Here is a 21,453-nt window from a genome sequence, read left to right as displayed (position 1 = left end):
CGGACCGCCGCCGTCTCTGCGAGCGGCGCCACGCTGATCCAGGTCGCGCTGCCCTGGGTCGCCTCGCTCCGCTCGCGATGACGGCGCGGTCACGGTTCCCGCCGCAGCACCGCGTAGGGGAGGTCGCGCAGGAGAGCGCCGAGATCGGCCCCCTCCCCCTCCACCACCCGCCCCGAGGCGAGGTCCCGCCAGCGCGTCCCCGCCCCGAGATCGACCCGGGTGCCGGCAAAGGCCTCGCCCGACCAGACGGCGTCCCCGACGAAGCCCGCCACCAGCCGCGGCACCGCCACGAACAGGTCGCCGCCCTCTTGGACGGGGTCGGTCCGCCGGTAGGCGATGACGTGGTCGGCCCGGGCGCCGGTGGCCGCGACGGGCTCGTAGGCGGCGCTGGCGTAGAAGTCCGGGCGCTCGGCCCGCTCGGCGAGGAGCCGCGTCAGCGTCGCCTGCTTGACCCGCCCGTCCGGCCAGTGGCCCAGCAGGTCGGCGGGCGCCCCGCCCTCCTCCAGCATCCGTTCCAGCGCCGGGTAGTCCACCGGGCGGCGGTTGTCGGGATCGACGAAGGAGAAGTCCCAGATCTCGGTGCCCTGGTAGGTGTCGGGCAGGCCCGGCAGGGTGCATTTCAGGACCGTCCGGCCGAGGCTCGCCAGCATGCCGAGATGGGCGAGACGCCGGGCGAAGGGCCGGAGTTCGCTCAGGAAATCCGACCCCGGGGCGATCAGCGCCGTGAACAGCCGCTTGACCGCGCCCTCGTAGACCTCGTCGACGTTGACCCAGCTCGACCGGCGCTTGCCCTCCCGCATGGCCTTCTCGCCGTAGGCGATCAGCCGGTCCCGGAAATCCGCGATCGCCCCGGCCTCGTCCCGCTCCAGAAGCTCCAGCGGCCAGCCGCCCAGGATCGCCTGGAAGAACATCCACTGGTCGTTGGCGTCCGGGGCCGGCTCGCCGTCGATCCGGGCGAGGTGCGGCCCGGCCTTCCGCTGCCACAGGTCCCAGGCCCCGGCCCATTCCTCGGGGATCTCCGAGAGGGCGAGGAGCCGCGTGCGGGCATCCTCGCCGCGCTTGGTGTCGTGGGTCGCAGTGGTGATCATGGCGCTCGGCCAGTCCCGGGCGCGGGCGATCTGCAGGTCGTGGAAATGCTCGGCGTCGATGCCGTACTCGCCCGGATCGCCGCCGACCTCGTTGAGGCCGAGCAGGCAGGCGTAGCGGTAGAACAGCGTGTCCTCCAGGCTCTTGGCCATGACCGGGCCGGTGAGCTGCTGGAACCGGCGGCGGAAGCGCAGGACCACCCGCGGGTCCGGCCGGCCGGGGCCCGCCGTCTCGACCCGACCGAGCAGGACGTCGGCGGCGAAGTCGTGGACCGAGCGGTCCGGCAGGCTCGACCAGCGCTTGGCCTTGGCGACGGCGCCCTCGATCAGGCGGACATCCTCGGGCTCGACCTCGCCCTCCTCCAGATCCGACGGCAGGTAGCTCCGGTAGGTCGGGAAGCGCGCGATGATCTCGATCAGCGCCCGGCGCAGCGCGTTGACGGTGAAGTCGCGGGTGCGCCGGTCGGCGTCGGCGACCTCCTTGAGGTCGGTGGTCAGCACCTCCAGCTCGCTCGCGAAGCTGATCTCCAGGATCTCGGCCTTGGCGGCGCGGAGCTGGAAGCCGTAGGGCTCGTCGAAGCCCGTGGCCCAGGTGTAGAGCCGCTCGACCTTCCCGCGCCGGGACTTGTCGACCAGGATCCCGTCGAGCTGGTTGAGCACGTCGTAGCCCGTGGTCCCGGCCACCGGCCAGGGCCGCAGCCGCTCGCCCGGCTCTAGGATTTTTTCGACGACGACGTAGAAGCCCGGTCCGACCGCTGCCTGGAGCGCCCGCGCGTAGCCCAGCGGGTCGGCGAGCCCGTCGATGTGGTCGATGCGCAACCCGTCGATCCGGCCCTCGCGGACGTGCCGGAACACGGTCTCGTGCGAGCGGTGGAAGATGTCGGACAGCTCGACCCGCAGGCCGGCGAGCGAGTTCACGTCGAAGAAGCGGCGGTAGTTGATGTCGCTCGACGCCACCCGCCAGTGGGCCAGCCGGTAGGCCTGGGCCTCCAGCAGCCGGTGCAGCGGCCCGAAGCTGTCCGGGCGGCCCTTGAAGCCGTTGAGCAGCGCCAGCGTGCTGGCGGTCGCCTCCTGGATCAGCGGCGACACGCCGTAGATCTCGGCGAGCCGGCGCTTCAGCCCCTCCGCCTCCTCGGGGAAGGTTTGCCGGCGGGTCTCGTCGGTATCGATCGACATCGCCCGCAGCCGCTCGGAGATGGCGAGCAGTTCCGCGGTGGTGTCGTCGTCCACCGCCCCGATCGCGGCGATCACCCGGTTGAGGATGGTCGGGTAGCTCAAGGGGCGGATCGGCAGCTGGTGCTCGTAGTGCCAGACGCTGAAGGCGCCGGTCTCGGGGTCGAACTTCAATTCTAGCGTGCCCTTCTCCAGGGCCTCACCGTAGCGGTCGCCGAGGAATGGGATCACGAGGTTGCGCCCGGCCCCGAGCCGCTGCCAGTCGATGTCGAAGGCGTCGGCGAAGGGCGACAGGGAGCCCCATTCGAGCACCGAGAGCCACCACGGATTGTCGGAGCCGCCGACGCCCATGTGGTTCGGGACGATGTCGAGCAGGAGCTTGATCCCGTGGGCGTGGAGCGTCTCGGAGAGCGCGATGAAGCCCTCCTCGCCGCCGAGCTCCGGGTTGATCGCGCCGTGATCGACGATGTCGTAGCCGTGGGTCGAGCCGGGCCGCGCCTTCTGGAGCGGCGAGGCGTAGACGTGGCTGATCCCGAGCCGGTGCAGGTAGGGGACGATCCGGCCCGCATCCGCGAAGGTGAAGTCCTTGTGGAACTGGAGCCGGTAGGTCGCGCGCGGCGGCGGCGCGGCGAGCCGCGCGGCGCCCGAGCGCGGGCCCCGCGCCTCGGCCGAGAGGGACGCCGCGAGCTTCGCCAGCGGCCCGCCGGGGGCGGCGATGTCCAGGAGATCCCGGTCGAGCTTGCGCCGCCAGTTCGGGTAGCCCTCGGTCGAGCCGGGCACGTTGGCCTGGGCGAGTTCCGAGACCACGTCCTCGTACTGGACGGCGGTGAGCATCGCGGGCGCGCGGGCGAGGTAGCGGGCGGCGGCCTCGAAGGGCGCGGAATCCGGCGGCTCGGCGGAGGGCAGCAGCTGCTCGGCCGCCAGCGCCTCGGCGAGGCGGCGGCGCTCGACGACGCGCTCGCCCCGCTCGACCTCGGCCCGCTCCTGATCGTAGAGGCCGAGCGACTGGCGGGTGTCGGTGTCGACCCCGCGCCACCAGCCGACGAAGGTCGGCAGGTCGTGGGTGGTGATGGCGGTGAGCGCGTCCCGCGGGTAGGCCGAGGGCGGCTTGAAGCGTCCGTCGGCCTCGCGCTCGAAGGCGAGGATCCGGTAGCTCAGCACCCCGGCCCGCATCAACGCGTCGGAGAAGCCTTCCGGCGCCGTGCCGAGATCCTCCGCGATGACGAGGCACTTGTTGCGGTGGCTCTCCAGCCGCAGCACCGCCAGCATCGGCTCGAACGGCATGGCCACGTAGGCGCCGGCCTGGGCCCCCGCCCCCAGCGGGATCAGGAACAGGCGGGCGAGCTGGAAGGCGTGGTCGATCCGGATCGCGCCGGCGTGGCGCATGTTGGCCTGGACCAGGGCCCGGAAGGCCGCGAGCCCGTCGCGCTCCATCGCCAGCGGATCGAAGGCCGGCAGGCCCCAGTTCTGGCCCTTCGGTGCGAGCAGGTCCGGCGGCGCGCCGATCGACACCTTGTCGGCGAAGCGCTCGGGATGCGACCAGATCTCGGAGCCGCCCCGGTCGGCGCCGACCGCGAGGTCGCGGTAGAGCCCGACCCGCATGCCGGCCCCGAGCGCCGCCGCGGAGGCCTCGGCGAGCTGCCGGTCGGCGAGGTACTGCAGCCACGCGTGGTAGCCGACGAGGTCCGCGTTCCCCGCCGCGAAGGCTCGGACCGCCTCCGTGCCGGCGCGGCGATACGCCTCCGGCCAGTCGCCCAGCCAGTGCGCCCCCTGCCCCCGGAAATGCTCGGACAGCGCCTCGAACAGGGCGTGCGCTTCGAGATCCTCCCCGCCCTCCTGGCGGAACTGCTCGAAGCCCGCATCGGTGCCGGCCCGGGCCGGCGACTCGGCCCAGAGCGCCCGGAGCACCGGGTCGAGCACGTCGTGGACGCCCTGGTGGTCGACGAGGGCGGCCTCGCGCAAAGCCGTGATCGCGTCCGCGCGCTCGGCGAGCAGCGCCTCGGCCCGGGAGCCCGCGAGCCCCGGCAGGCTGCGCGGGGCGATGAACAGGGTCTCCAGGAACAGCCGCGAGGACGGCGAGTAGGGCGAGATCTTGGTCCGGTCGGAGCCGAACAGGGCGTGGACCGGGCTGAGCCCCAGGAACGCCGCCCCGCGCAGGGCGGCCTCGCGGGCGGCCTCGCCGGCATCCGCGTAGGTGCCGATGCCGATATTGGTGGCCGAGCGCAGGCCGTAGAGCTGGGCGGCCATGCCCCAGTCGGAGGCGCCCTCCTCCGTGTAGGGCCGCGGGCGCCAGCAGCGCTGCGGCGCGGCGATCACCCAGGATTCGGTGCGGGTCTGCCCGGCCTGGACGGTGAGGCGGTGGTAGCCCGGGGTCAGCGGCGGCAGCTCGAAGCCGGGCTCCGACCCCTGCGGGTTGGCCCGGCCCTCGCGAGCGGCGCCGCGCTCGTCGACGAGGCGCCACACCAGGGTGTGGGGCGCGCCGTCCTGCGGGCGCACCGGCACCCGGGCGGCCCGGCGGGCCTCCACCGGCAGGAGCGGCGGGATCAGGCCGCGGCGCAGGCGCTCGACCTCCGCGAGGCTCGCGGCGATCGCCGCCTCGTCCTCCACCGCGAAGCCGAGGGCCGCCAGCAGGCCGCGGCGCACCTCCAGCGACGTCTCGACGGGCTGGCCGAAGGCGTCGGTGTAGCCGGGGGCGACGCCGACGAGGTCGGCGAGTGTCTCGAGGCGGCTCACGCGCGGGACTCCGTCAGGAACACGCCCGTCCAGGACGGGAGATCGCGTCCGGCCCCGTCCGGGGCGTTGGTCCAGACCAGCCGGGCACCGCCCGGATCCAGCGCGAAGGGTTCGGTCCCGACATTGGCGACGAAGCGCAGGGTGCCGGCGCCGAAGCGCCACGTGCAGTCGACCACGTCCGGGCGCGGCATCGCGGCGGCGGCGCCGTCGTAGCCGGACTTCGCCAGGGGCACGACCAAGTCGCGGCGCAGCCCCAGGAGCCGCGTCGTCTCGGCCAGCACCTCGCGGTGGGGCGAGCGCTCCCGCTCGGACCAGTCGAGCTTCGAGGCCGCGAAGGTCTCGGCCTCGGTCGGGTCCGGGATCTTGGAGGTGTCGTCCGCGAAGGCCGCGAAGCTCTTGAACTCCCGGCGGCGTCCGTCGCGCACCGCCTTGTTCAGTTCCGCGTCGGGCGCGAAGTCGACGAAGAACAGGAACGGCGCGGAGGCCGACCATTCCTCGCCCATCCAGAGCATCGGGATCTGCGGTGCCAGGAGGAGCCCGGCCCGGGCGAGGTCGAGTTTCTTGGGATCCGCGAGGTGGTTGAGCCGCTCGCCGAGCGCCCGGTTGCCGACCTGATCGTGGTTCTGCAGGAAGGTCACGAAGGCGGAGGGCGGCAGGTGCCCGGAGGGCTCGCCGCGCGGGTGGTTGTCGAGCGTCGGGAAGGGCTCGCCCTGGTAGGCGAAGCCCTCGGCGAGGCAGCGGGCCAGGTGGGCGACCGGTTTGTCGGCAAAGCTTTTATAGTAGCCGGCGTCCTCGCCCGTCAGCAGGACGTGCCAGCAATGGTGCAGGTCGTCGGCCCACTGGGCGTCGTGCATCTTCGGGCGCCCGGCGGCGTCGCGCTCCAGCCAGCGGGCCTGGTTGGCCTCGTTCTCCAGCATCAGGTGGATCTGCCGGTTCGGGAAGATCCTCCGGACCGTCTCGCCGAGCTCGGCCAGGAAGTGGCGGGGCGAATCGTCGAGGATGGCGTGGACGGCGTCGAAGCGCAGGCCGTCGAAATGGTACTCCTCCAGCCAGTACAGGGCGTTCTGGATGAAGAACTGCCGCACCGTGGCGCCGCTCTCCTTGCCGTCGAAGTTGATGCCCGCGCCCCAGGGGGTCTGGTGGCGCTCGGTGAAGAACGTCCCGGCATAGGCGTGGAGGTAGTTCCCGGCCGGCCCGAAGTGGTTGTAGACCGCGTCGAGATAGACCATCAGGCCCAGCCCGTGGGCGGCGTCGATCAGGCGCTTGAGGTCGTCCGGTCGACCGTAGGCGCCGTCCGGCGCGTAGGGCTGGACGCCGTCGTAGCCCCAGTTGCGCGAGCCCTTGAAGTCGGCGAGCGGCAGCAGCTCGAGGGCGGTGACGCCGAGCGCCTTGAGGTCGGGAAGCCGGGCCTGCAGGCCGGCATAGGTGCCCTCCGGCGTCGCGGTGCCGACATGGCACTCGTAGATCACCGCCTCCTCGAAGGGCCGCCCGGTCCAGCCCGCGTCGGACCACTCGAAGCTCCGCGGGTCGATCACCTCGCTGAGGCCCGAGACGTCATCCGGCTGGAAGCGGGAGGCGGGATCGGGCACGACGAGGTCGCCGTCGACGCGGAAGCCGTAGCGGGCGCCGGGCTTCACCCCGGGCAGGGCGGTGCGGCGCCAGCCGCCGCCGGATTCGGGCAGCGGGTGGTCGACGCCGTCGACGACGAGGTCGACGCTCCGGGCGGTGGGCGCCCAGAGGGCGAAGCGGACGCCGCCCCCGACCATCTCGGCCCCGAAATCCATGCTGTGGGCGCGCCGCATCGGGCCACCGTCCTCGTCATTGGCCGCGCGACCGGGACGCAAGCGCGGCAGGATCATCTGTCGTGGGAGAAGGCCCCGGGCCCGATCCGGTTCCCGCAGCGCAGCTATGGCGGAGCGGCCGCGTGGCAATGGGGTATCGGCGGGCGTGACGGCGAGGTGACGGCGAGGTGACGGCCACGTGACGGCGGAGGGTAGCGGCGTGACGGCGGGCCGCGCGGAAACTAAGCCGCAGTTCCGTCCGCGCGGGGCGGCCCTATCTTGCCCGGCCGGCACTCTCGTCGGTCTGGGAGCGGACACTGGGTCGGACGCACATCATCGGCATCCACGGGCTCGCCAACAAGCCGCCCCGGGACGAGAAGGCCGCCTGGTGGCGCGCCGCGATCCGCGAGGGGCTCGACCGCAATCTCGGGCTCCGGGTCGCGGAGCCCGATTTGCCCTTCACCTTCGTCTACTGGGCGGACCTGCGCTACCCGCAGCCGCTCGCGGGCGACCGCAACCGCGAGCCCTACCGCCCCGATCACGGCCTCGGGCCGTTCCCCTCCCCGGCGGGGGAGCCGGAGCGCGCCGAGCCGACCCTCACCGACCGGATCTACCGCGGCCTGTCGCACCTGCAGGAGGCCGCCGGTCTGACGCCGGTGGACGACCTGATCCTGGAATACCGCCTCGACGACCTCTGGGGCTACTACGAGGACGCGGACTTCCGGGCGGCGGCGCGGGCGCGCCTGCGCGACGCCCTGGCGGCGGCCGCGGCGGACCGCGTGCTGATCGCCGCGCACTCGATGGGCGGCCTGATCGCCTACGACGTGCTGCGCGCCGCCGAGGCGGACGGGACGCCGATGCCCCGCTGCGACCTCGTCACCCTCGGCGCGCCCCTCGGGCTCGCCGAATTGAAGCTGAAGCTCGCCGACGAGCACGGCGACCTCCGGGTGCCTGCGGCGCTCGCCGCCTGGACCAACCTGATGGATCGCCAGGACATCGCCACGGTGGGCGACGACCTCGCGGCCCTCTACGCGCCGAACGCCGCCGGGGTGCGGGTGCGGGACGTACCGGTGATCAACGCCTACCGGAGGCCGGACGGCGCCGAGAACCGGCACAAATCCTACGGCTACCTGCGGACCCCGGAATTCGCCCGGGTCGTGGCCGGGTTCCTGGACGCCGCGGCGTGAGCGATCCGGGGAGGTGCCGCGCTCCGCCGCGCGCCGCCTCCCCGACCCCGGACGCGCGCCGCCCGGGTCGGGGCGCGGACCTGCCGGGCCTCAGAGCCGGCCCGGCACCACCTCGCGCAGGACGCGCTCCGTGGCGGCGTCCTCGATCTTGTTGATCAGCCGCTTCGCCTCGTGCTCGTCGCGCAGGGTCTTGGCCAGGGTGAAGGTCGTGCCCGTGAGGAACAGCGACGCCATGGCGAGGTAGCCCTTGATCCAGATGTCGGCGGGCAGGAAGAAGATGCCGAACGTCAGCATGGCGGCGGCGACGGCGAAGCTGACCAGCGTGAAGGTCTTCCAGGCGCCGGTATGGGGCATCTGCGGTGTCATGGTGCGGTCTCCTGAGGAATGATCGAAGGGGAAGCGGTGCGGCGCCGGTCAGGCGCCGGCCCTGAGGCGGTCGAGCACGGCCCGCGGGTCGGTGCGGGGGGGGGGGGGGGGCGGCCGTAGCCCGCCGCCTCGAGATCGGCCTCGATCCCGCCCGCGGCCTCGGCCTGGAGCGCGGTCAGCGCGGCGGCGACGTCCGCCTCGGCCGCCTGCCGCTCGCGCAGGCGCGCCAGCGTCCGCTCGGCCTCCCCGAGCGCCCCCGCCGACAGGGTCGTCACCCGGCGGCCCTCCAGTCCGGCCCGCCGCAGCGCCTCGGTGGTGCGGGCGGTCTGGAGCCCGCGGTCGAGGTCCCGCAGGCGCTCGCCGCCCTGCGCGACCAGGCGCTTCAGCCGCTCGACCTCCGCGGCGAAGCGCTCGGCGGCGGCCCGGCGGTCGGCCCGCTCGTCCTCCAGGGCGGCGATGTGGATCGCCGCCTCGGTCCCGAGATCCTCGCGCCCGTCGCTGAGCGCCCGCCGCGCCCCGTCCGACAGGGTGTCGATGCGGGTGCCGATGGCGTCGAGGGCGCGCGCCTCGGCGGCGTGGTAGGCCATGGCGACGGCGAGTTCCCGCCGGGCGGTCGCCAGGGCGCCGGCGGCGTCCCGGATCTGCTGGCGCAGGATCGTCACGGCATGGGCGTCGTGGATCGCCTGGGCGTTGTCGGCGATCACGCCGCGCATCAGGAAGGAGAGGGTCCTCATCACGGTTCACCTCGCGGGAACGACGGGCCGGACCGCGTCCGGATTTGATTGAACGTCGTTCATGAAACAAGTAAACACGGGACGTGCCGGGCCGCAAGGGATAAAATGAACGAGGTTCATAAAAAAGTGAGGGGGCGGCCGCGGAAGGAGCCCGGCGATCGGGCGGCCGATCGCCAGGCCCTGATCGCGGCCGCGGTGGCGATCCTGAACGCGGGCGGCGCGGCGGCGCTGACCGCCCGCGGCGTCGCGGAGCGGGCCGGCACGGCGGTCGGCTCGGTCTACACGCAGTTCGACAGCCTGGAAGTGCTGCGCCTGGAGGCGAACGCCGTCACCATGCGCCGGCTCCGGGACACCCTCGCGGGGGCGCTGGCGGCCTGTCCGTCGCGGGAGACGGAGGCGCGGCTCCTGTGCCTGGCCGACGCGTATCTCGCCTTCGCGGCCGAGCACCACGCCGCCTGGGCGGCGATCTTCGAGCGGCGCACGGTGGCGGCGCCGGACTCGGTGCAGGCCGACATCGCGGCCCTGTTCGGGATCCTGGAGGGGGTGCTGCGCGACGGTGGCCGCCTCGGCGAGGCGGCGATCCCCGTGATGGCGCGGGCGCTGTGGTCCAGCGTCCACGGCATGACCTATCTCGCCGATCTCGGCAGCCTGGGTCCCCTCGGGGTCAGCGACGTGCGGCCGATGATCGACGCGCTGGTGCGGGCCGCGGTCCGGGGCTTCTCCGCGGGCTGAGCGCCGTCCTGCCCGCCCGCGGGGGCCCCGCCCCTCAGGCCACCCTCAGGCCGCGCCCTCAGGCAGCCTGGACCTCCGCCAGGAAGGCCTTCACGGCGTGGTCGAGCTCGTCCGAGCCGCGGGTGAGGTCGCGTGCGGCCGCCAGCACCTGCTCGGAGGCGCTGCCGGTCTCGTCGGCGCCGCGGCGCAGGTCGACGACGTTCTCGGACACGCCCTGCGCCCCGGTGGCGGCGCTCGCCACGCCGCGGACGATCTCCTGGATGGCGGCGTTCTGCTCCTCCATGGCGGCCGCGACCCCGACCGCGATGCCGCGCATCTCCTCGATGGTCCGGCCGACCGCGCCGATCGCCGCGACCGCGTCCCGGGTCTCGCCCTGGATCCGGCCGATCTGGCCGGAGATCTCCTCGGTCGCCTTGGCGGTCTGCTCGGCCAGCGCCTTCACCTCGGAGGCGACGACCGCGAAGCCGCGCCCGGCCGCGCCCGCGCGGGCCGCCTCGATCGTGGCGTTGAGCGCCAGCAGGTTGGTCTGGCCGGCGATCGAGGCGATCAGCCCGACCACGTCGCCGATCTTCTCGGTGCCGGCGGCGAGCGCCCGCACGGTCGCCTCGCCCTGGCGGGTGCTGATCGCGGCCTGCCCGGCGATCTCCGAGGCGCGGTTCACCTGCCCGGCGATCTCCTGGACCGAGGCCGACATCTCCTCGGTGGCCGCCGCGGCGGTCTGGACGTCGGCGGAGGTGCCGGCCGCCTGCGCGGCCACCGCGCCGGTGCGCTCGGTGGTGTGGGCGGCCGTGACGGTCAGCGTCCGCGCCGTCGCCTCGAGGTCGGCGGCCGCCGTCGCGAGGCCGCGGCTCAGGGTCCCGGCCCGGGTCTCGAAGGACCGGGTCAGCCGGTCGAGGGCGGCGGCCCGCCGGGCATCCCCGTCGGCGCTGGCGGCGGCGCGGGCGTCGGTCTCGGCCTTGGCGATCAGCGCGTCCTTGAACACCTGCACGGCGCCCGCCATGGCGCCGATCTCGTCCCGGCGCTCCCGTGCCGGCACCGGCACGGCGGTCTCGCCGGCCGCGAGGCGGTGCATGGCGCCGTTCAGCGCGCGCAGCGGCCGCGTCAGCCGCCGGCCGATCAGCGCCGCGAGCAGGCCGATCAGCGCCACCACCACGAGCATGCCGGCCGCCGCCTTCCAGGCCGCGTCCCGCAGGATCGCCGCGGTGTCGTCGGCGTAGATGCCGGTGCCGATCACCCAGCCCCAGGGGGCGAAGCCGCGCACGTAGGAGAGCTTCGGCACGGGGGCGTCGGCGCCGGGCTTCGGCCAGTAATAGTCGACGAAGCCCTGCCCCTGCCGCTTCACCGTCTCGACGAAGTCGACGAACAGGCGCTTGCCGGTGGGATCCTGCACGGCGGCGAGATCCTTGCCCTCCAGCTCGGGCTTGATCGGGTGGGCGACCATGCGGGGCTGCATGTCGTTGACCCAGAAGTACTCCTTGTCGTCGTAGCGCAGGGCCTTGAGGGCCCGGATCGCGGCGCCTTGCGCGTCCGCCCGGGACAGGCGCCCGGCCCGCTCCTCGCCCTCGAAATAGGCCGCGACCCCGTAGGCGACGTCCGTGAGGTTCCGCGTCTTGGCCATCCGGTCCTGCTCGACCTGGGATTTCAGGCTGACGAGCCCGATGCCCGAGACCGCGACGATGCCGACCAGCGCGGTGGCCGTGATGGTGTGGAGCTTCGCTCCGAGCCCGATCTTCACCCACGCCCCCGCGATGATGATTGCAAGAAGATGATTTCAACGTGCGGTATTTTGCAGCTTCTGCGTTAGCGGAGCGTGAAGACGGCCTTGCGCGCGCCGGCCCGAGCCTGTCCACTCCCCGTCCAACGAAAGCCCGGCGCCGCTCAGGATCGCGCCGGGCCACAGGGAGAAGCGTCATGGTGCGTACGTCTCGGACGGGCTCGCTGCTGCCGGGCCGCCGCCGGCTCCTGCGCGCGGGATCGGTCCTCCTGCTGGCCGGGCTGGCGCTGGCCACCCCCGCCCGGGCCGACGATGCCAAGGTCCGGATCAGCCGGCAGCCGGGCTTCGTCTACCTGCCCGCGGTGCTGGCCGAGCAGCACAAGCTGATCGAGAAGCACGCCAAGGCCGCGGGCCTCGGGGACGTCACGGTGGAGTGGGTCAACCTGACGAGCGGCGCTGCCGGCAACGACGCGCTGCTCTCGGGCAACATCGACATCGTCGACAGCGGCTCGACCAACATGCTGCTGCTCAACGACCGCACCAAGGGCGACGTGAAGGGCCTGTGCGGGGTCGGCACCACGCCGATGATGCTGCTCACCCGCAATCCGGACGTGAAGGAACTCAAGGACTTCTCGTCCAAGGACAAGATCGCCCTGCCCTCCGTGAAGGTCTCGTCCCAGGCGGTGCTGCTGCAGATCGCCGCCAAGAAGGCGTTCGGGCCCGAGAACGCCACCAAGCTCGACCCGCTCACCGTCCAGCTCGGCCATCCCGACGCCGTGGCGGCGCTGGCGAGCCCGCACAACGAGGTCAACAGCCACTTCTCGCTGCCGCCGTTCCAGCAGCGCGAGCTGCAGGACCCGGCGATCCACAAGGTGCTCAATTCCTACGAGATGGTCGGCGAGCCGGTGAGCAACGCGATCTTCTACGCCCGGACCGGCTGGTACAACCGCAACCCGAAGCTCGCCGCCGCCATCGTGGCCGCCATCGACGAGGCCAATGCCGAGATCGCCCGGGATCCGCTGAAGGCCGCCAAGGACTACGTCGCGGCCACCAACGAGAAGACGCCCCCCGAGATCCTGGTCGAGATCATGAAGGAGCCCGGGACGAACTTCTCCACCACGCCCTACGGCATCATGCTCCAGGCCCGGCACTTCTACGCGATGAAGACCATCAAGACCGAGCCCAAGGACTGGAAGGACACGTTCTTCCCGATCGTCCACAACCTGCCGGGGCGGTAGGACCCCGGCCGCTCAGTGCGCCTCCACGGGCCCGGCGGCGCGCTGCGGCTTCTTGAGGATGGCCACCACGGCGAGGCTCGCCACGAGGCTCACGCCCACCAGCCAGAACCCGTCCGCGTAGGCCATCACGTAGGCCTCGCGGCGGACCTGGGCGGCGAGCTGGCCCAGCGCGGCGCCCTTGGCGGCCAGCGGGTCGGCGATGCGGGCGTGCATCCCGGCGGCGAGCGCCGCGAGCCGGTCCTGGGTGCGGGTGGCGTTGACGGTGATCGCCTCGGCCAGCATCGAGAAGTGGAAGTGCTCCCGCCGGTCGATCATCGTCGACAGCATGGCGATGCCGATCGAGCCGCCGAGGTTGCGCATCATGTTCGACAGGGCGGAGGCGTCCGCGGTGTCGCGCGGGGCGAGGCCGACGGTGGAGAGCTGCGACAGCGGGATGGTGAAGAGCGGCTGGCCGATGGCCCGCATCAGCTGCGGCAGGATCAGCTGGTCGGCGCCGACATCGTGGGTCAGGCCGACGTTGATCCAGCAGCTCGCGATGAAGAACAGCGTGCCGGTGACCACCAGCACCCGGGCGTCGAAGGTCCGCATCAGCAGCGGCATCATCGGGAAGAGGACGAGCTGCGGCAGGCCCGACCACATCACCACGTAGCCGATCTGCTGGGCGTTGTAGCCCTGGATCTGCGCGCAGTAGACCGGGATGATGTAGATCGACCCGAACGAGACCGCGCCCAGCACGGTCATCAGCACGCAGGCGCCGCCGACCGAGCGGTTGGCCAGGACCCGCAGGTTGATGAACGGGCGCTCGGTCGTGAGCTCGCGGACGATGAAGCCGGCGATGCCGGCCGCCGCCAGCAGCGACATGTTCACGATGACCTGCGAGCCGAACCAGTCCTTGCGCTGGCCCTCCTCCAGCACGTAGGTCAGGGCCGGCAGGCCGATCGCCATCAGGCCGATGCCGATCCAGTCGCCCTTGAGCAGCTCGCCCCAGCGCGCCGGCACGCTGTCGAAGGCGCCGAGCTGGATCGCCGCCGCCACGGGTCCGAAGATCAGGTTCAGGTAGAAGATGTAGTGCCACGACAGGTTGTCGGTGAGCCAGCCGCCGACCGTCGGGCCGATCGCGGGCGCGAAGGTCGCGGTCAGCCCGAACAGCGCGATGCCGATGGGCTGCTGCGCCTTCGAGAGCCGGGTGCGCACGATCACGATGGCGGTGGGGATCAGCACGCCGCCGGTGAAGCCCTGGCCGGCCCGGAACAGGATCATCTGGCCCAAGGTCGTCGACAGCGCGCAGGCCAGCGAGAAGGCGGTGAACAGCATGGTGTTCACCGCGAGGTAGCGGCGCAGGCCGATCACCGAGGACAGCCAGCCGGTGAGCGGGATCACGATGATCTCGGCCATCAGGTAGGCGGTGGAGATCCAGCTCCCCTCCTCGGTGGAGGCGCCGAGCGCCCCCTGGATGTCGGCGAGCGACGCGTTGGTGATCTGGATGTCGAGGATCGCCGTGAAGGCGCCGAGGATCGCGCCGAACACGGCGAGCCAGTCCCGGGCGCTCGCCTTCGCCTCGGGTACGGCCACGGCCGGCACGGGGCTCGTCGGGGCCGGACTCATCGGGGCAGGGCCTCGCTGACGAGGGCCGGAGCGGGCTTCGGCCGGGCGGGCCGCACCGGCTCGACCGGATCCTGGGTGTGGACCGTGGCCTCCACCGACAGGCCCGGGCGCAGGCGGGCGATGAGCGGATCCGACGGGTCGAGGGCGACGCGCACCGGCACGCGCTGCACCACCTTGGTGAAGTTGCCGGTGGCGTTCTCCGGCGGCAGCAGCGCGAATTGCGAGCCGGTGCCCGGGGAGAAGCTCTCGATCCGGCCCCGGAACGCGTGGTCGCCGAAGGCGTCGACCGTGAAGGTGACGCGCTGGCCCTCGACCATGCGGCCGGTCTGGGTCTCCTTGAAGTTCGCCACGAGGTAGATGTCGCGGCCCATCGGCACGAGGGTCAGGAGCCCGGTGCCGGCCGAGACGACCTGCCCGATCCGCAGCGCCCGGTCGCCGGCCACGCCGTCGATCGGCGCCACGATGGTGGTGTAGCTCAGGTCGAGCCTCACCCCCTCGACCTTGGCCTGCGCGCCCTCCAGGCTCGCGCGGGTGCTGGCCTCGAGCGCCTGCAGGCTGTCGATCTGCTTCTGCGCGGCGTCGAGCGAGGCGGCGGCCTTGTCGCGGGCGGCGTGGCGCTGGCGCAGGTCGGACTCCGCCTGCTGCTGGCGCTGCACCGTGCCGGACCCGGTCTGCAGCAGGTTCTGGTAGCGGGTGTATTCCTGCTGCGCGAAGGTGAGGGCGGCCTCGGCGTTGGCGAGGTCGGCCCGCGACGAGGCGACCTGCGCCCGCTGCTGGACGATCGCCGAGGCGACGCCCAGGATCTGCGCCCGGTCCTTCTCGACCTCGGCCTCGGCCTGCCTGAGCTGGACCCGGTAGGACCGGTCGTCCAGGCGGGCGATGACGTCCCCGGCCTTCACCGGCTGGTTGTCGCCGACCAGCACCGCCGCGACGGTGCCGGCGATGCGCGGCGCTACCGTGACCTTGTCGGACTGGAGATAGGCGTCGTCGGTCACCTCGAGGAAGCGCCCGACACTCCACCAGTGCCAGCCGTAGGTCCCGGCCCCGCCCAGCGCGAGCAGGCCGAGGAAGGGCAGCACGATCCGCGCGCGGCGGCGGCGCGGCGCCGGTGCGGAGACGGTGGCCGGGACCGGCGCGGAGACCGGGGGCGTGACAGCCGCGGTGGTCGGGGCGGTGACCGGGGTCGTGAGCGGCGCACCCGCGACCGGGTCGGCGCTCTTGAAGCTGTCGCTGCGACGTGCGTCCATCGGGTCTGGCCAGAATCAAAACGGTACGGTATCGTTTTAATAGGACGAACGGCGGTGGTGAGCAAGGAGGATCGCGGGGTGACGGTCACGGAGATCGAGCGGGCGGAGGCGGGCCCGCGGCGCGGCGGCCGGCCGACCCGCGCGGAGGCGGCCCGGCGCGAGGCGCACCTGATCGCCGTCGCCACGACTCTGTTCCTGGAGCGCGGCTTCGACGCCACCTCCATCGACGCGGTGGCCGAGGCCGCCGGGATGAGCAAGCCGACGGTCTACGCGCGCTACCGCGACAAGCGGGCCCTGTTCGAGGCGGTCCTGCGCGAGCGGATCGCCGCGTGGCTGGCGCCGCTCTCCGCCGCGGCCGAGGCCCAGGCCGCGCAGGGCGGGAGCGACGACGTCGAGACCGCCCTGGAGGATCTCAGCCGCACCCTGCTGGCCCACGGGCAGTCGCCGGGCGCGGCGATGCTCAAGCGCAACCTCGTGGCCCAGGCGCTGCAGTTTCCCGAACTCGCCCGCCTCGCCCACGAGGAGGGCTGGCTGCGCGGCGTGCGCGCGGTGGCGCAACTGCTCGACGCCTTCGCGCGGCGCGGGCGGATCGCCGTGGCGGATCCGGAGATCGCGGCCGACCTGTTCCTCAGCCTCGTCCTCGGCCGGTCGTCCCAGGCGACCCTCTACGGCATCGCCACCGACCCGGAGGCGCAGGAGCGGCGGCGGCAGGCGGCGGTGCGGCTGTTCCTCGACGGGGTGCGCCCGCGCTGAGGGCGACCAGTCGGCGCCGGTGATCCGGCCGCCGGTAGAATCGGCACGCCGGGCTCCGAACGGGTCCAACCCGCGATTGCGCCCCTCCCCGCCCGGGCCTATAGTGCGTCATCCCCATTCGACAGCGTGAGACGGGACATCCGGATCGGTCATCCGGAGCCCGCGGCCCGATGCCCGGCCCCCGTCCCGCCAGGCCGGAGCACGAGAAGCATGTCCCAGGGTCCGCTGATGCCGAAGGCGACCGCCGTCTGGCTGGTCGAGAACACCTCGCTCGCCTTCGAGCAGATCGCCGATTTCTGCAAGCTGCACCCGCTGGAGGTGAAGGGCATCGCCGACGGCGAGGTCGCAGCCGGCATCAAGGGGCTCGACCCGGTCTCCACCGGCCAGCTGACCCGCGACGAGATCGAGAAGGCCCAGAAGGCGCCGCACTACAAGCTCAAGCCCGCCGTCTCGAAGGTGAAGCTGCCGGAGGTGAAGCGCACCACCAAGGGCCCGCGCTACACCCCGCTCTCCCGCCGCCAGGACCGGCCGAACGCCATCCTGTGGCTGCTGCGCAACCACCCCGAGCTGAAGGATTCGCAGATCATCCGGCTCGTGGGCACCACCAAGTCGACGATCCAGCAGATCCGCGAGCGCACCCACTGGAACTCGGGCTCGCTCCAGCCGATGGACCCGGTCACCCTCGGCCTGACCACCCAGATCAACCTCGATTTCGAGGTCCAGCGCGCGGCGGCCGACCGCCCGGCCGCGGTGGCGGCCGAGTCCGGCGCCTCGCTGCTGCCGACCGAGGTCTCCACGGCCCGCGACGCCGACGAGCGGGACCACGAGGACGATCACGGCGGCCGCGAGGAGCGGCTCGACGCCGATTCGGTCTTCGCCAAGCTCAAGGGCCGGCACCAGGACGAGGACGACGAGGACTAGGACCAGGACCGGCCCCCGCTCCGACCGAGCGGGGGCCGGACCGACCTATTCCGGCAGCGGCCGGCCCCGCGTCTCCGGCATGAACCACGGCACCACGAGGCCGATCACGTAGACGCTCGACAGGGTCAGCGCCGCCGCGGCGACGCCCCCGAAGGCGGTCACGATCTGCCCGGCCAGGATCGGGAAGATCCAGGCGATCAGCCGCGCGCCGTTGAAGACCGCGCTCGACGCCGTCGCCCGGACCGCCGGGGTGAACAGCTCCGCGAGGTAGATCGCCATCCATGAGAAGGCGAAGCCCAGGGTGAAGAACCCGTTCAGGAAGGCGAGCGCCATGAACGGCACCAGCCCGCCGGTCCAGAGGTAGCAGGCGAGCGACGTGGCGATGCAGCCGGCATAGGTCACGAGCAGGAAGGCGCGGCGCCCGATCGCGTCGGCCACGAAGCCCGAGATCACGTAGGCGGTGATCGCCCCGATATTGTAGACGATGCCCATGCGCGGGCCCCAGACATTGGCCGGCGCGCCCGCGGCCTTGGCGAGCCCCTCGGTGTAGGCTGGCAGCCAGGACGAGACCGCCCACCAGCCCACCGTGGTGGCGAAGGACAGGAGCGTGGCGAGCAGGACCCGCCGACGGCTCTCGGGCTCGCGGAAGATCTCCGTCAGGGAGAACGGGCGCCGCGCGCTCCGCGGGGCCCGGTCCGCGTCCTCCGCATCCTCGGCGGTGGCCGCCCAGCGCTGCGCCTTGAGCGCCCGCATCCACTGCTCGGATTCCTCCAGCGCCCGGCGCAGGTACAGGCACACGAAGGCCGGCAGCGCGCCCAGCGCGAACAGGATCCGCCAGGATTCCGCGCCCAGGGGCTCGGTGGCGGCGAGCACGGCCCACACGATGGCGGCGAGCACCGCGCCGCCGCCGAAGCCCGATTGCAGGAAGCCGCAGCCCTTCGGGCGGGCCCGGTTCGGCCAGGTCTCGGCCACGAGGGCGATGCCGGTGGACCATTCCGAGCCGATGGCGAGCCCGGTGATGAAGCGCAGGACGGCGAGCTGCGTGAAGCTCTCCGCGAAGGCGGTGAGCCCCGTGAACAGCGCGTAGCCCAGGATCGACACCATCATCATGCGCTTGCGGCCGATGTAGTCGGCCGCGATCCCGCCGATCAGGCCGCCGATCCCCCAGCCGAGCAGCGTGATGCCGATGGCGAGGCCCACGTAGAAGGCCGGCGCCTGGGCCTGCTCGGGGGTGAGGATCGAGGCCAAAGCCGGGCGCAGGGCGTAGACCAGGGCCACCGCCTCGTAGCCGTCGAAGATCCAGCCGAGATAGCTGCCCCACAGGATCCGCCAGTGGCGCCGGGTGAGACCCGCGTGCCACGGAGCGCCGGCCGCCTCGCGCATGCCCACGTCGCCCGCGTCCATCGCCCGTTCCTCCCGCCCGGGACGCGTCTGCGGCGCCCGCCCCGCCCTGATAGGTCGGTTGTGGCATCGGGTCGACCATATCCGGGCGGCCGATCCGGCGCCCCGGCGATCACGATCGCATCACGCCTTCACTGCGCAGCTTCACTGCGCACCTTGCACTGGGCACCTTCTGCGCGCCCGCGGCGTTCGGCCTAGCGCGCGGCGTCGAAGGCGGCGAGGAAGGCCGCGAGGTTGTCCGGCAGGGCCGCGCAGAGGTAGCCGCCCTCTTGGACCAGCGCCGTGGGCAGCCCGGACCGGGCGATCCGCTCCGCCGCCCCGACGAAGCCCCCCCGGGAGACCGCGAGGGCGCCGATCGGGTCGTCCGCGGCGGCGTCGAGGCCGAGCGCCACCACGAGCGCCCGGGGCCGGTGCGCGGTGATCGCCGCGAGGCCCGCCTCGACGGCCTCGAGCCAGGGCGCGTCCCCCGAGCCCGGCGGCAGCGGCAGGTTGCGGTTGAACCCCGCCCCCGCCCCGGCGCCGGTCTCGTCGGCGTAGCCGGCGAAGAACGGGAAGTAGTCGGACGGGTCGGCGTGGACCGAGACGGTCAGCACGTCGGCGCGGGCGTAGAAGATCCCCTGCGTGCCGTTGCCGTGATGGACGTCGATGTCGAGGATCGCCACCGGGCCGCCGGTCGCGGCGCGCATCCGCTCGGCCGCGATGGCGCTGTTGTTGAGGAAGCAGAAGCCGCCGGCGGAGTCCGCGTAGGCGTGGTGGCCGGGCGGGCGGCACAGGGCGTAGGCGTGCCCCGCCGCCAGCGCAGCGTCGGCGGCCGCGACCGCGCACTGCGCCGATCCGTAGACCGCCGCCCAGGTGCCGGCGCGGATCGGCGTCGAGGTGTCGGCGGTGTAGAGGCCCAGGCGCCCGAGGAGGCCGGCGGGCTTCCGGTGCATCTGCGGCCGGGCGAAGGCCCCGGTCAGGATCTCGTCGCCGATGCCGGAGATCGCGTCCCGGCGCGCCCAGGCCTCGGCCAGGAACGCCACGTAGTCGGGATCGTGCACCGCCCGGATCGGGTCGAGGCCGTGATCGGCCGGCTCGGCGAGGTCGTGGCCGCCCCGGACGGCCGCGTCCCGCAGGATCGCGTAGCGGGCCGCCTGCTCGGGATGCGGGATCGGCGCGCCGCGGCGCATGTAGCGCTCGGGATCGTGCCGGCTCGAATCGGGCGTGTGGACGATGCGCATGCCGGCAGGTTAGGGCCCGCCGGGCCGCGCGTCATCCGCCCGGGACGGCCTCGCGGGGCGCGCCCGCATGGGATGCACCCGGATGGGACGGGCTCAGATGAGGTAGACGGTGCCGTCCGCGCGGAAGACCTTCGGGCAGTTCGCCCCGTCCACGAGGCGCTGGGCATCCTCCAGGGAGATCCCGTGCGCCAGGGCGATCTCCGGCAGCGTCTTCCAAGTCGGGGTCATGGTCCGGCTCCGTCCGTGATCCGTGCGGGTCGGGGATCAACGGCGCAAACGCCTCCGGGTTCGCCGACAGGGCCGATGACGGCTCCAGGATCCTGTCGAGGGTGTCGGCGCGCCACTCCGCCGGGCCGGGCGCCGCGGGGGCGACCTCGCGCAGCAGGGTCGGGACCCGAGCCCAGGGTTCCGTGACCGGCCCGGCGCTCGGCCGCATGCCCGCCCGGGTCCGCCCGCCGGCGACGCGGATGTCCGGGAAGCGCGCGCAGAACGCCGCCACGCAGTCCGGGTCGAAATGGCGACCGCTCTCGGCGCGGACGCAGTCCAGGGCCGCCTCGAAGGGCATCGCGTCCTTGTAGGGCCGCGCCGTGGTCAGGGCGTCGAACACGTCCGCCACCGCGACGATCCGGGCCGAGAGGGGGATGGCGGCGCCGGCGAGCCCGTGCGGGTAGCCGCCACCGTCCCACCGCTCGTGGTGGAACTCGGCGATCTCCGCGGCCAGCCGGATCAGCTCGGAGGCGCTCCCGCCCAGGATGCGCCGGCCGATCGCCGGGTGCGTCTTGACGAGGTCGAACTCGTCCCGGTCGAGCCGGCCGGGCTTCAGCAGGACGGCGTCCGGGATGCCGACCTTGCCGACATCGTGCAGCGGCGCCGCGAGGTAGAGGTTGCGGCAGGTCTCCGGCGCCAGCCCGAGCCCCTCGGCCACGATCTGGCTGTAGCGGGCCACCCGCCACGTGTGGTCGCCGGTGTCGTTGTCGCGGTACTCCACCGCCAGCGCGAGCCGGAAGATGATCTCCTCCTCGCGCTCGCGCATGTGGCGCAGGGCGGCCTCCACCTCGCCGTCGAGCCAGGCGGCCTGCTCGGCCAGCCGCCGCACCGCCCGGGCGAGCCGGATCAGGTTGCGCAGGCGGACGGTGAGTTCGACGCCCTGCATGGATTTGTCGAGGAAATCGGTCGCTCCGGCCTCCAGGGCGGCGAGCCGCACCGCGTCCGAGATGTCGCTGGTGACCATCACGATGGGCACCTGCGCGTAGTGCGGGATGGTCCGCATCTGCCGGATGAAGGCGATCCCGTCGATGTCGGGCATGTGGCAGTCGACCAGGACGAGGTCGAAGGCCCGCGTCCGCGCCTCGACCATGGCGGCGACCGGGTCGCCGTGATCGGTGACGGACACGTCGGGCTTGGCCTCCAGCAGCAGGCGCAGCCGCATCCGCATGGTGGCGCTGTCGTCGACGAGGAGCGCGTCCATCAGCGGCTCCCGGGCCGGCGCAGGCGATCCCGGGGCGGCCGCCGGACCGGGTATGTCGACACAGGAACCATCGCCGCGACGCCTCGCAAGACTGT

15 protein-coding genes are annotated in these 21,453 nt (G+C 73.0%); 5 read left to right on the top strand and 10 right to left on the bottom strand.

Annotation, left to right across the window (positions count from 1 at the left end):
• Positions 1-89 precede the first annotated feature (89 nt).
• Positions 90-4,991, bottom strand: a complete 4,902-nt coding sequence (locus tag ACLBYB_RS18260) for a malto-oligosyltrehalose synthase (protein ID WP_447699601.1) — start codon at positions 4,989-4,991, stop codon at positions 90-92.
• The gene (gene treZ / locus ACLBYB_RS18255; protein ID WP_447699600.1) at positions 4,988-6,793 is read right to left on the bottom strand and encodes a malto-oligosyltrehalose trehalohydrolase; all 1,806 of its coding nucleotides are present in this window, start codon (positions 6,791-6,793) and stop codon (positions 4,988-4,990) included. Before treZ ends, ACLBYB_RS18260 begins: the two co-directional genes overlap by 4 nt.
• Before the next feature lie 296 nt (positions 6,794-7,089).
• Between treZ and ACLBYB_RS18250 the strand changes: the two genes are divergently transcribed.
• Positions 7,090-7,959, top strand: a complete 870-nt coding sequence (locus ACLBYB_RS18250; RefSeq protein WP_103985027.1) for a hypothetical protein — start codon at positions 7,090-7,092, stop codon at positions 7,957-7,959.
• Between the two features lie 90 nt (positions 7,960-8,049).
• Here the strand turns inward: ACLBYB_RS18250 and ACLBYB_RS18245 are convergent, their stop codons facing one another.
• Together ACLBYB_RS18245 and ACLBYB_RS18240 are read right to left on the bottom strand one after the other, a co-directional pair.
• Positions 8,050-8,325: a YiaA/YiaB family inner membrane protein gene (locus tag ACLBYB_RS18245; protein ID WP_020093331.1), complete on the bottom strand. Its 276-nt coding sequence runs from the start codon at positions 8,323-8,325 to the stop codon at positions 8,050-8,052.
• Entirely contained in the window at positions 8,322-9,059 is a 738-nt protein-coding gene (locus ACLBYB_RS18240) for a PspA/IM30 family protein (RefSeq protein WP_447699599.1), read from the bottom strand. Before ACLBYB_RS18240 ends, ACLBYB_RS18245 begins: the two co-directional genes overlap by 4 nt.
• 105 nt (positions 9,060-9,164) lie before the next feature.
• Here ACLBYB_RS18240 and ACLBYB_RS18235 point away from each other — a divergent pair, with 105 nt between their 5' ends.
• Positions 9,165-9,791 carry a TetR/AcrR family transcriptional regulator gene (locus ACLBYB_RS18235; protein ID WP_026604950.1) on the top strand — a complete coding sequence of 209 codons (627 nt, stop codon included), beginning with the start codon at positions 9,165-9,167 and terminating at the stop codon, positions 9,789-9,791.
• Between the two features lie 58 nt (positions 9,792-9,849).
• Here ACLBYB_RS18235 and ACLBYB_RS18230 read toward each other — a convergent pair whose 3' ends face one another.
• The gene (locus ACLBYB_RS18230) at positions 9,850-11,526 is read right to left on the bottom strand and encodes a cache domain-containing protein (RefSeq protein WP_020093328.1); all 1,677 of its coding nucleotides are present in this window, start codon (positions 11,524-11,526) and stop codon (positions 9,850-9,852) included.
• 176 nt (positions 11,527-11,702) lie between these two features.
• Here ACLBYB_RS18230 and ACLBYB_RS18225 point away from each other — a divergent pair, with 176 nt between their 5' ends.
• Entirely contained in the window at positions 11,703-12,743 is a 1,041-nt protein-coding gene (locus ACLBYB_RS18225) for an ABC transporter substrate-binding protein (RefSeq protein ID WP_447699598.1), read from the top strand.
• A 12-nt stretch (positions 12,744-12,755) separates the two neighbouring features.
• Here the strand turns inward: ACLBYB_RS18225 and ACLBYB_RS18220 are convergent, their stop codons facing one another.
• Entirely contained in the window at positions 12,756-14,348 is a 1,593-nt protein-coding gene (locus ACLBYB_RS18220) for a DHA2 family efflux MFS transporter permease subunit (RefSeq protein WP_447699597.1), read from the bottom strand.
• Entirely contained in the window at positions 14,345-15,595 is a 1,251-nt protein-coding gene (locus ACLBYB_RS18215; protein ID WP_447699596.1) for an HlyD family secretion protein, read from the bottom strand. The genes ACLBYB_RS18220 and ACLBYB_RS18215 overlap by 4 nt, the downstream gene beginning before the upstream one ends.
• Positions 15,596-15,673: 78 nt before the next feature.
• Here ACLBYB_RS18215 and ACLBYB_RS18210 point away from each other — a divergent pair, with 78 nt between their 5' ends.
• A complete protein-coding gene (locus ACLBYB_RS18210) occupies positions 15,674-16,348 on the top strand; it encodes a TetR/AcrR family transcriptional regulator (protein ID WP_091926397.1) in 675 nt (224 codons plus the stop codon).
• A 210-nt stretch (positions 16,349-16,558) separates the two neighbouring features.
• Positions 16,559-17,269 carry a DUF1013 domain-containing protein gene (locus ACLBYB_RS18205; RefSeq protein WP_020093323.1) on the top strand — a complete coding sequence of 237 codons (711 nt, stop codon included), beginning with the start codon at positions 16,559-16,561 and terminating at the stop codon, positions 17,267-17,269.
• Between the two features lie 45 nt (positions 17,270-17,314).
• On the opposite strand, the gene ACLBYB_RS18200 is transcribed toward ACLBYB_RS18205, so the two are convergent.
• The 3 genes from ACLBYB_RS18200 to ACLBYB_RS18190 form a co-directional block, all read right to left on the bottom strand.
• Positions 17,315-18,673 carry an MFS transporter gene (locus tag ACLBYB_RS18200; RefSeq protein WP_447699595.1) on the bottom strand — a complete coding sequence of 453 codons (1,359 nt, stop codon included), beginning with the start codon at positions 18,671-18,673 and terminating at the stop codon, positions 17,315-17,317.
• A 191-nt stretch (positions 18,674-18,864) separates the two neighbouring features.
• On the bottom strand, positions 18,865-19,890 hold the full coding sequence (locus tag ACLBYB_RS18195; protein WP_447699594.1) for a histone deacetylase family protein: 1,026 nt from the start codon (positions 19,888-19,890) through the stop codon (positions 18,865-18,867).
• A gap of 31 nt (positions 19,891-19,921) precedes the next feature.
• Positions 19,922-21,358 carry an HD domain-containing phosphohydrolase gene (locus tag ACLBYB_RS18190; RefSeq protein WP_447699593.1) on the bottom strand — a complete coding sequence of 479 codons (1,437 nt, stop codon included), beginning with the start codon at positions 21,356-21,358 and terminating at the stop codon, positions 19,922-19,924.
• Between the last annotated feature and the right edge of the window lie 95 nt (positions 21,359-21,453).

This window comes from Methylobacterium sp. D54C (genome assembly GCF_053345595.1).
This window is presented reverse-complemented; position numbering and strand designations above follow the sequence as displayed.